Source organism: Rhizobacter sp. P1_G5 (assembly GCF_056405435.1).
Map to the genome: position 1 here is coordinate 1 of NZ_JBFUCB010000222.1, position 8,800 is coordinate 8,800.

The following is an 8,800-nucleotide window of genomic DNA, read 5'->3' on the forward strand; positions in this document are numbered from 1 at the left end:
GTGCTGCGACAGGTACGGCACCGTGGCCTTCAGCATCTCGCTGTGCACCATCTGGATGGGCGGCGCGAAGGCGATCCACGGGCCGCTGTCGCCCCAGACGGCGTACCAGATGCGCACGCCGTCGCGGTCGACGACCCCCTGGCGGGCCGGCTCGACGCTGCCGTACGGGCTGCTGCTAGCGTCCATCGCCCTGCCCTGCCGCGCGGGCGTCGAGCGATTCGAGCAGCGCCTGCACCGCATCGAGCGCCGCACGGTGCTGCGCCCGCTCCTGCTTCACGCCGAGCAGGTCGGCGAATTCCATGCCGAGCCAGAACTCCGAGATCCAGCAGGCGATGACATCGGCGGTGAACGGCGCCGGCAGCGTGACGCCGGAGGACTCGAGCGCCGCCACCGCCTCGCCCACCACGTCGCGCACCAGCTGCTTCCAGGCCAGCAGCCGCGGCAGGAACTTCTTGCGCAGATCGGCGTTCGAGAAGCTCGCGGCCCACAACTCGGCCTGCACGCGCACGAAGCCGGAAGAGAGGTCGCTGTCGTAGAAGCGCCGCGCCTCGGCCCACTTGCGGGCATAGCCGCCGGGGCCTGCATACATCGAGCCCTGGCGGGCCAGCAGCCGGCGGTTCGCTGCATCGAGCACCTCGATGACCAGCTGGTCCTTGGTGCCGAAGTGGTAGTTGATCAACGCGTGGTTCACGCCGGCGTCCTTCGCGATCTGGCGCACGCTGAGCGCCGCATACCCCTCGCTCGCCAGCCGCCGGAAGGTCGCGTCGAGGATCTTCTCGCGGGTGTCGACGACGGACGCATCCTTGCCCGGCTGCACGCCGTCGGACGATCTGAGGCTCATGGTTGAACGATCGGTTTATACGATCGTTCAAAAATAGGCGAGGTTTGCGGGTTCTTCAAGGACCGGAACTCCACGTCGTGGTGGGGCTCAGAAAATACCGTCCACCACCCAGCACCGAGGAGTCCCCATGGAAGCCCAGCAACTTCACCGCGGCCGTCYCATCGATCACCTGCAGCTCGTCGTGTCCGACCTCGCGGCCAGCAAACGCTTCTACGAGGCGGTGGCCCAGGTGCTGGGGATCCCGGTGGGCGGCAGTGCCGCGGACTACTTCTGGATCGACGAGCTGTTCGTCTCCACCGCCGACAGTCAGGCGGCGCAGGGCCATCTGACGGGGCGCCACCACCTCGCGTTCCAGGCCCGGGACCGTGCGATGGTGGAGGCGTTCCACCGCGCCGGGTTGGAAGCCGGCGGCCGCGACAACGGCAAGCCGGGCGAACGGCCCTACCACCCCGGCTACTACGCCGCCTTCCTGCTCGACCCGGACGGCAACAACATCGAGGCGGTGTTCCACGGCGAGGCGAAGCGCAGCGCGGGGTCGGTGGTGATCACGTTCTGACCGCGCCGGGCTCTGTCAGTCGCTGAAGATCACTCGCTGATCCGCGTGTACGTCTGCGGGTAGTTCGCCTGGAATTCCTTCGCGCGCGTGGCCCACACGTCGTCCCACAGGAACCAGACATCGGCCCAGAACGCATCGCCGCGCGGTGCGGCGTTGTTGGCCTGGTTCATGATCTCGCCGTCGTTGCGGGTCTTGAAGCTCGCGCTGCCGAAGTTCGAGTTCTCCAGCGCCACGCGGTAGTTGCGGTTGGCCAGGTAGCGGGTCCACTCGTCGCCATTCCACTGCGCGACGGCGCTGTAGTGGCTGATGATGTCCGGCGCGTAGAACTCGCCCCAGTTGCCGATGAACTCGACGTGGGCATGGTCGTTGGCATTCGCGAAGCGGAACGCGTGGGTGCCTGCGCCGTCCTTGTGATAGACCACCAGCGGGTGCCCCCAGTGGTTCTCCAGCCCGGCCATCGGCAGCGTGGTGTAGTTGCCGTGCGCGCTGACCGACACGTGCGAGATGAAATCGCCCCCACCGTTCTTCTTGCCCGTCCAGACGATCACCGTCTCGACATCGTGCTTGTGGCCGCCCAGGAACGTGAGGCCGATCGCCTGGTCCTTCTCGAAGTACAGCTCGTAGAAGTGCGCGCAGCGCTCGATGCGATCGCTGCCCTCCACCGTCTCGCGGCACAGCTGGCGGTGGATGGTGTTGGCGAAGTTGCCCCAGCCGCCGTCGCGGCAGGCGCCCTGCACGGTGCCGGTGGCGTTCAGGCCGGGGTTCTGGCTCAGGTTGTTGTTGCGGTTGAACGGTGTGGCCGGGTAGCAGCCATCGGAATCGAAATCGAACATCGGATGGAAGTCGCGGACCTGCTTCTCGTTGTACTTCGTGATGGCAGTGTCCCAGCGCGGCAGTTCATCGGCGTGGGCCGCGGCAGCGGTCACGGCGATGAGAGCAATCGCGATGGACTTCAGGGCACGCAGGGAGAAGAACGTGTTCGTCATGTTCTGACATGAAGTGGAGGGCCGGCGGACTGTGCGGCCCGCCCATGACGGCCTGTTGACGCTACAGGCGCACCACGCCCTCGATCCAGCCCACGAACCGGCCATCCACATACAGCCGCAGGCTGTCGCCGTCGGACTCGGCTTCACACTGGGCGACCAGGCCCTGGCAGCCATCCATCGCGAAATGCGATGGTGCCGGCCTGTGCGAGAGCGTGCGGATAATGGTCGTGATGAAATCCATGGGCGGTCTCCCGGGGGTCTGATGCAGTGCGGCGACTGTCCCGCGCACGCCATCGCCGCGTCCTTCACCCACCTGAAATCAAGCTGAAACCCGCGCCAACCCGTGTCGACACCGCTCCACTTCGGTCGCTTCGAACTGCGCCCTGCCGAACGCCTGCTGCTGGACGACGGCAAGCCGGCGGCGCTCGGCGTGCGGGCCCTCGACGTGCTGATCGCGCTGGCGCAGCGGCGCGACCAGGTGGTGGGGCAGGAGGATCTGATCGATCTCGCGTGGCCCGGCCTGGTGGTCGAGCCGAACAACCTGCAGGTGCAGATCTCGGCCTTGCGCAAGCTGCTGGGGGCGGAAGCGATTGCCACCGTGAAGCGCCGCGGCTACCAGTTCACCGCCGCGCTGCGCGAGGCGGAGCCCGAGCGCGGCGAAGCCGCCTCCACACCGCACCGCCTGCCGCTGCTGCGCACCCGCTTCATCGGCCGCGAGCACGCGCTGGCCGACTGCGCCGGCCTGCTGGAGCGCGCACCGCTGCTGACGCTCACCGGCACCGGTGGCAGCGGCAAGACCCGCCTGGCGATCGAGCTCGCGCAGCGGCAGCTGGCGGGCTTTGCGGCGGGCGCGTGGTTCGTCGACCTCGCGGCCCTGCAGGATCCACGGCGCCTGCTCGCCGCCGTGGCGTCGGCCGTCGGCGCCCGGCAGGACACGACGGCCGATCCGCTCGACGCGCTGTGCGCGCACATCGGCGCGGCACGCGCGCTGCTGGTGCTCGACAACTGCGAGCACCTCATCGACCCCGTGGCACGGCTCGCCGACCGCCTGCTCGGCGCCTGCGCCGGCCTGCGCATCCTTGCCACCAGCCGCGAGGCGCTGGGCTTGCCGGGCGAGCAGATCTTCGCGGTCGGCCCGCTGCCATTCGACTCCGATGCCGTGCGCCTCTTCGTCGACCGGGCCCGGCTCGCCAGGCCCGACTTCGCGCTGACACCGGCCAACGCCCCGGTCATCGCCGAGATCTGCCGCCGGCTCGACGGCATCGCCCTCGCGATCGAGCTGGCCGCGGCGCGCGTGCGCATGTTTGCGGTCGACGAGATCCGCGCGCGGCTGGACGACCGCTTCCGCTTCCTCACCGGCAGCTCGCACGTGGCGCCGCGTCATCGCACGCTGAGCGCCACGCTGCAGTGGAGCGTGAAGCTGCTGTCCGAGCCGGAAGCGCAGGTCTTCGCGCGGCTCTCGGTCTTTGTCGGTGGCTGCACGCTGGCCGCGGCGGCCGTGGCCGCGGGCATCGACGATGAATACGCCGCACTGCAGATCGTGACGCAGCTGCACGACAAATCGCTGCTCGTGATGGCGCCCGAGAACCTGCCCGAGCCGCGCTTTCGCATGCTCGAGACGGTGCGCCAGTTCGCGCAGGACCTGCTCGACGAGACCGGCGAAGCGCAGGCCGTGCGTGCGCGCTGCCTGGCCCACTTCGTCGCCTTTGCCGAAGAGGCCGGCGGCCACCTGCACGGCCCGGGCGAACTGGCGTGGCTGCCGCGACTGAAGGCGGAACAGGACAACCTGATCGCGGCGCACGACTGGTGCGCCCAGCTACCGGCTGGCGCCCACGCCGGCTGGCGTTTCGTGGCGGCGCTCGGCCGCTACTGGGCCTTTGCCGGCCCGCTCGACGTGGGCTACTGCCTGGGCGCCGCCGCGCTGGCGCGCGACGCACACGGGCTCGACGAGGCGCTGCGCGGCAAGGCGCTGCTGGCGATGTCGCACCTCGCGTACAAGCGCGGCTTCTACGACGAGGCCTTGCGCTGGGCCGACCGGGGCGGCGAGCTGGCGGCATCGGCCGACAACGCCGAGCGCACCGCCGTGGCGTTGAGCCTGCGCGCCAACGCATGGCATGCGCTGGGGCGCGCCGACGAGGCCTTGTCGGCGTATGAGCAGGCGACCGAGCTGCTGCGTTCCAACGGCGTGCCCGACATCCGCCTGGTGGTCAGCCTGAACAACATCGCCGAGATCCACCGCGGTGTCTGCCGCCATGCGCAGGCACGGGCGCTGTACGACGAAGCCATCGCGCTGGCGAAGCGGCTCGAGCTGCCGGCGTCGGTGACGGGACAGTTGCAGAGCAACCTGGCGCAGGTGCAGGTCACCCTCGGGCAATGGCCGGCGGCGCGGGAGACGCTGCAGGCGTTGTGGCCGCTGGTGCGGCGCGATGGCCTGCCGAAGATGGGGGCGAGGCTGGCGGAAGTGGCCGCGGGCCTCGCTTCGGCGCTGGGGGAGCATGTGCAGGCGGCCAGGCTGCACGGCGTGGCGCTGGCGGGAAGGCGCGAGGATGGGGAGCGGGCCGATCCGGTGGACGAGGCGTTCATCRCGCCGCTGATGGCGGCATCGCGGGGGGCGCTGGGGGTGGAGCGGTTCGAGGCCGAACAGGCTGCAGGGGAGGCGATGACGCAGCAGGAGGTGGAGGGATGGGTGGCGGGTTGGTTGGCCACGCCAGGGTCCTAGGCGCCCAGTCCGATGCAGGCAAACGCCGCATCGGCGAGTCCTTCCCTGAAGTGCAGTTCGGGGCCGAACTGCCCGTCCGCCAGGACGCCATCGATGAGCAGCAGCAGTTGGCGAGCGGCCCGCGCGGGATCGGCGACGCCCAGCAATCGGCACATGTCGGCCAGTCGTCGCACCACCTCGATCTTGTTCTGGGCAGAAAGCGTCTTGCCGACGTGATCGAGGCCCCGGAACTCGGTGGCGGCATTGATGAACGGGCAACCCCGGAACCTGGGAGACGAACTCAGCTTCCCGAACGCATCGAGCAAGCCCCGCAGCTGCGCGCGCGGGTCGTCGGGGTGTCGCCCCGCCATCTCGTCCCACCAGGCAAAGAACAAGCGGTCCTGCTCCCGCAGCACCGCCTCGATCAGCTCATCCTTGGAGGCGAAGTTGCGGTAGAGACTCGTCTTGGACACCCCTGCCCGCTCGGCGATGGTGTCCACGCCCGTCGCAAGAATGCCTTCCCGGTAGAAGGCATCGAGCGCGATGGCGAGGATGCGCTCCCGGGCGGTGGGCTCGCCCTTCGCGGGCGCGCCTCGGCGGGAACGGATTTCCTGGACAGGAATGTTCGAGGTCGTCATGGCGGTCTCCGTTGACAATGGTACAGGTCTGTACCTATAGTTAAAGGAACAGACCTGTACACATCGAAAGCCCTCCATACCATCGCATCAAGACACGTCCGTCGCCCCCGGCGCCGATGTCGAAGCCTTCATCGACGCGCTGCTGCGCATCAAGCGGCCACCCGAGGACGCGCGGACAGTGGATGCCGAGGTCATTTCCTTGCTCGTCGACACCCCCGGAGCGTGGCCTGACGGCGCACAGGTGATGGTGCATGTGAGAAAGCGCGGCCGCGGCCCCCACGCATTGCTCGTCCACGGCTGGCAGGGAAGGACGTCCGACATGGAGACAATCGGCGACGCCCTCGTGGCGTCGGGATTCACCGTGTGGGCCCCCCACCTCCCCGGCCACGGGACCTCCGGCGGAGAGCGCCTGTCCATCCCGCTGGCGGCGCGTGTGTTGCGAGCGGTCGAGGGTGTCGCCGGGCCGCTGGCGCTGGCGGTCGGGCACTCGATCGGCGGGGCCTGCATCGTGCAGGCCCTGGACGAAGGCCTGCAGGTGGGCCGTGTGGCTCTCCTGGCGACGCCGACCCACTATGGCGGGTATGTGCGCGCAATGGCACGGCAAGCGAAATTGGAGGGGGCCACCGTGACGCACCTGCTGAACCGGCTGCAGGAGGTGATCGGCGTCCATCCCGACCGGATCGACATGCGCCGACAGGCTGCGTCGATGCCCCAGCCGGCCCTGTTCATTCACGGGTCCGATGACAAGGTCGTCCCCCACGAAGGTGCGCAGGCCGCCGCGGCCAGCTGGCCTGGCGCTCAATGGCTCCTCCTCGAGGGCCTGGGGCACTACAAGACGCTGCTCGAAGACCCGCGCGTGGTTCGGCGCGTCCTCGAGTTCGCCTCGTCTCGCCTCGCGACCCGGATCGACCAATTTCCGCAGCCAGACTCAAACGACTCAGGCAGCGTGGAGAGGGCCCTTCTTGCGCTTCGAGAAGCGAACGATGAACAGGCCGCAGTTGACGCCTGCGATGCGTTCCTCTGGGCAATGGGCAACAACCACGCAGGCACCTTCTACCCGGTCGTACTGGGTGCCCTTCCCGCGCTGGAGCAGATTCTTGTCAGTGGGCGAGCATGGGCGCAACGCGCCGTCATGGAATCGCTCATCGACCTCGGCGGCACATTCACTCCGGAGCAAGGGTACGAAACATACCTTGGAGTCTCGGTGCAAGAAGCACTGAAGACGTTCATTCATTCCCTGCGCCCCCACCTCGTGGGACTGGCGACGGGAAATGATGCGCGAGCCCGGAGCGCGATTGATCTTCTGGAGCTCATGGATGACCAGGCGGCCTGACCATTTCATCGGGCTGGTACGGCCCCTCACCGCGCCGGAAAAGGGATGCGCCGGCGGATCGCCGATGACCAGGTCGGTCCACCCATCGAGGGAGACAAATATTGGGAAGCGCTTCCACTCTTCCAATCGGAAGGGTGTGTGAAGTTGTTCAGCGGCTAGCCCTCAAGAAGCCGGGCGCACCTCCTCGACCGTCGCCCAGAAGCGTTCGGCCGCCCGCGGCAAGGGCGAGCGCGGCCGGAACAGCCGGATCTCGACCTCGATCACCCACTGTGCGCCGCCCGCGGCGACCAGGCGGCCGGCGGCCAGGTCGTCGGCGATCAGGCTGCGCGGCAGCCAGGCCACGCCGCGGCCGTCCAGCGCCATCGTCTTGAGCACGCTGGCCAGGTGCGCCGTCAGCGCGGATTGCGTGTGCGCCTCGGCCAGCGCACTGCCCCGCAAGGCACGCACCAGGCGGCCGATGCCGGACTCGGCGCTGTACTCGAGCAGCGGCACCGGCTTGCCGCCGCCGTCGTCCAGCCAGTGACGCGGCCGGCTCGAGGCGTCGGGCGCCGACACCGGCAACAGCGCGTCGTGGCCGACCACGGCCCACAGGTGCGATGCCGGGTCCAGCCGGCTCGGCACCTGCTCATGGCCATGGCACAGCAGGAACTGCACGCGGCCCTGCTGCATCAGCGCCTCGCATTGCTGCATCACGTCGGAGATCAGCTGCACCGGGCCCGGCCCTTGCCCTGGTCCTTGCACCAGCCGCGACTCCAGCCCGCGCAGCCAGCCCGGCAGGAAGCTGAACGACAGCGCATGGGTGGACGCGATGCGCAGCGTGGCCGAACTCGCATCGGCCACTGCGCGCGCCTGGTCGGGGATGCCCGCAACGCGCGTGAGCAGCTCCTGCGCCACCGCGCGAAACCACTCCCCGGCCTCCGTCAGCGTGGCGGGCTGGGTGCTCCGGTCGAACAGCACCACGCCCAGCCAGTCTTCCAGCGCCCGCACGCGGCGGCTGAAGGCCGGCTGCGTCATGTGCCGCTCCTGCGCGGCACGCGAGAAGCTGCCGCTGGCCGCCAGGGTCAGGAAATCGTCGAGCCAGATCAGGTTCATGGGCGGTGCTCACAAGGCATGGAAGAAGACTCAAGCGGCATTGGTCAACGGCGGCCGCGGCGCGCAAGATCCACGGCGATTGTTCAACACGATTGTTCGACATACACACAGGAGACAAGACCCATGCGCACGATCCCGAACTACCGCGGCATCATCCCCGCGATCGCCTGCCCGTTCACCGGCGACCACCGCATCGACGAGCCCGCGCTGCGCAAGCACGCCGCGTGGCTGGCCACCCAGCCTGGCGTGGTGGCCGTGATGACCAACGGCCACACCGGCGAAGTGTTCTCGCTGCTGCCGCGCGAGCGCGCCGAGGTGACGCGCATCGTCGCCGACGAACTGAAGGGCCGGCTGCCGGTGATCTCGTCGATCGTCTGCGAAGGCACGCGCGACGCCACCGAGCAGGCCGCGATGGCGCGCGAAGCCGGTGCCAAGGCGCTGGACGTGATGCCGCCGCACCACTGGCTGCGCTTCGGTTTTCGCCCCGACCACGTGACGCGCTACTTCGAGGCCATCGCCTCGGTCGGGCTCGACCTGGTGGCGCACGTCTACCCGGCGTGGACGCGCGCGTCGTACTCGTCGGCCACGCTGGCGGAGCTGGCCCGCCTGCCCGCCGTCGCCGCCTTCAAGGTGGGGCAGCGCGACATGAACAAGTA

At 69.0% G+C, this 8,800-nt stretch carries 10 protein-coding genes; 4 read left to right on the forward strand and 6 right to left on the reverse strand.

What is annotated here, in order from left to right:
- Both AC1D12_RS16490 and AC1D12_RS16495 read right to left on the reverse strand, forming a co-directional pair.
- Window positions 1-186 (reverse strand): hypothetical protein (locus AC1D12_RS16490; RefSeq protein ID WP_477841584.1); only part of this gene is annotated, 186 nt, incomplete at its 3' end.
- Window positions 176-841: a TetR/AcrR family transcriptional regulator gene (locus AC1D12_RS16495; RefSeq protein ID WP_465112625.1), complete on the reverse strand. Its 666-nt coding sequence runs from the start codon at window positions 839-841 to the stop codon at window positions 176-178. The genes AC1D12_RS16495 and AC1D12_RS16490, both read right to left, overlap by 11 nt.
- Before the next feature lie 127 nt (window positions 842-968).
- Here AC1D12_RS16495 and AC1D12_RS16500 point away from each other — a divergent pair, with 127 nt between their 5' ends.
- Entirely contained in the window at window positions 969-1,397 is a 429-nt protein-coding gene (locus AC1D12_RS16500) for a VOC family protein (protein ID WP_477841586.1), read from the forward strand.
- A gap of 29 nt (window positions 1,398-1,426) precedes the next feature.
- Here AC1D12_RS16500 and AC1D12_RS16505 read toward each other — a convergent pair whose 3' ends face one another.
- Both AC1D12_RS16505 and AC1D12_RS16510 read right to left on the reverse strand, forming a co-directional pair.
- Complete coding sequence (locus AC1D12_RS16505) at window positions 1,427-2,383, reverse strand: NPP1 family protein (RefSeq protein WP_477828196.1); 957 nt, start codon at window positions 2,381-2,383, stop codon at window positions 1,427-1,429.
- A 61-nt stretch (window positions 2,384-2,444) separates the two neighbouring features.
- Window positions 2,445-2,624 carry a hypothetical protein gene (locus AC1D12_RS16510; protein WP_477841588.1) on the reverse strand — a complete coding sequence of 60 codons (180 nt, stop codon included), beginning with the start codon at window positions 2,622-2,624 and terminating at the stop codon, window positions 2,445-2,447.
- A 102-nt stretch (window positions 2,625-2,726) separates the two neighbouring features.
- Between AC1D12_RS16510 and AC1D12_RS16515 the strand changes: the two genes are divergently transcribed.
- Window positions 2,727-5,102: an ATP-binding protein gene (locus tag AC1D12_RS16515; RefSeq protein WP_477841590.1), complete on the forward strand. Its 2,376-nt coding sequence runs from the start codon at window positions 2,727-2,729 to the stop codon at window positions 5,100-5,102.
- Here the strand turns inward: AC1D12_RS16515 and AC1D12_RS16520 are convergent.
- Window positions 5,099-5,719 carry a TetR/AcrR family transcriptional regulator gene (locus tag AC1D12_RS16520; protein WP_156155082.1) on the reverse strand — a complete coding sequence of 207 codons (621 nt, stop codon included), beginning with the start codon at window positions 5,717-5,719 and terminating at the stop codon, window positions 5,099-5,101. The two genes, AC1D12_RS16515 and AC1D12_RS16520, sit on opposite strands and share 4 nt — an antisense overlap.
- Window positions 5,720-5,897: 178 nt before the next feature.
- Here AC1D12_RS16520 and AC1D12_RS16525 point away from each other — a divergent pair, with 178 nt between their 5' ends.
- Window positions 5,898-7,052, forward strand: coding sequence for an alpha/beta fold hydrolase (locus tag AC1D12_RS16525; RefSeq protein ID WP_477841592.1), 1,155 nt, complete (start codon window positions 5,898-5,900; stop codon window positions 7,050-7,052).
- 162 nt (window positions 7,053-7,214) lie between these two features.
- Here AC1D12_RS16525 and AC1D12_RS16530 read toward each other — a convergent pair whose 3' ends face one another.
- On the reverse strand, window positions 7,215-8,144 hold the full coding sequence (locus AC1D12_RS16530) for a LysR family transcriptional regulator (protein ID WP_477827911.1): 930 nt from the start codon (window positions 8,142-8,144) through the stop codon (window positions 7,215-7,217).
- 123 nt (window positions 8,145-8,267) lie between these two features.
- On the opposite strand from AC1D12_RS16530, the gene AC1D12_RS16535 reads away from it, so the two are divergent.
- The coding region (locus tag AC1D12_RS16535) for a dihydrodipicolinate synthase family protein (RefSeq protein ID WP_477841594.1) at window positions 8,268-8,800 on the forward strand (533 nt) is incomplete at its 3' end.

Bases quoted from the DNA above. Each gene is read 5' to 3' on its own strand.
- AC1D12_RS16495 (WP_465112625.1), bottom strand. From the start codon at position 841: ATGAGCCTCAGATCGTCCGACGGCGTGCAGCCGGGCAAGGATGCGTCC.
- AC1D12_RS16505 (WP_477828196.1), bottom strand. From the start codon at position 2,383: ATGACGAACACGTTCTTCTCCCTGCGTGCCCTGAAGTCCATCGCGATT.
- AC1D12_RS16510 (WP_477841588.1), bottom strand. From the start codon at position 2,624: ATGGATTTCATCACGACCATTATCCGCACGCTCTCGCACAGGCCGGCA.
- AC1D12_RS16520 (WP_156155082.1), bottom strand. From the start codon at position 5,719: ATGACGACCTCGAACATTCCTGTCCAGGAAATCCGTTCCCGCCGAGGC.
- AC1D12_RS16530 (WP_477827911.1), bottom strand. From the start codon at position 8,144: ATGAACCTGATCTGGCTCGACGATTTCCTGACCCTGGCGGCCAGCGGC.